General features: G+C 46.5%; 1 protein-coding gene. It reads left to right on the top strand.

The window, feature by feature from the left end; translation table 11 throughout:
• Positions 1-41 precede the first annotated feature (41 nt).
• On the top strand, positions 42-282 hold a 241-nt coding region (locus tag EOE67_RS20430), incomplete at its 3' end, for an IS110 family transposase (RefSeq protein WP_164852460.1).

Here is a 282-nt window from a genome sequence, read left to right as displayed (position 1 = left end):
GGTGACTATTCTGGCCTATTTGATGATAAAAGGGGAAGCATATGAGCGCATTTGTTGGGATTGACGTTGCTGCGAAGACTTTTGATGTGGTTGTCAGAATTGACGGCAAACCGAATAAAGTCGAGCAATTCAGCCAAACACCTGATGGCCATGCAGCTGTTGTGCGTAAGTTGCAAAAATTTGCCCCTGAGTTGGTCGTGATGGAAGCGACCGGAATTTATTATCTCGACCTTGCGGTGGCTTTGGCTAAAGCGAATTTACCGGTGTCGGTGATTAATCCCA

The organism is Rheinheimera riviphila (genome assembly GCF_004005945.1).
Taxonomy (GTDB): Bacteria; Pseudomonadota; Gammaproteobacteria; order Enterobacterales; family Alteromonadaceae; genus Pararheinheimera; species Pararheinheimera riviphila.
Note: the sequence above shows the minus strand (reverse complement) of the source record. Positions and strands in the feature narration are given on the sequence as shown.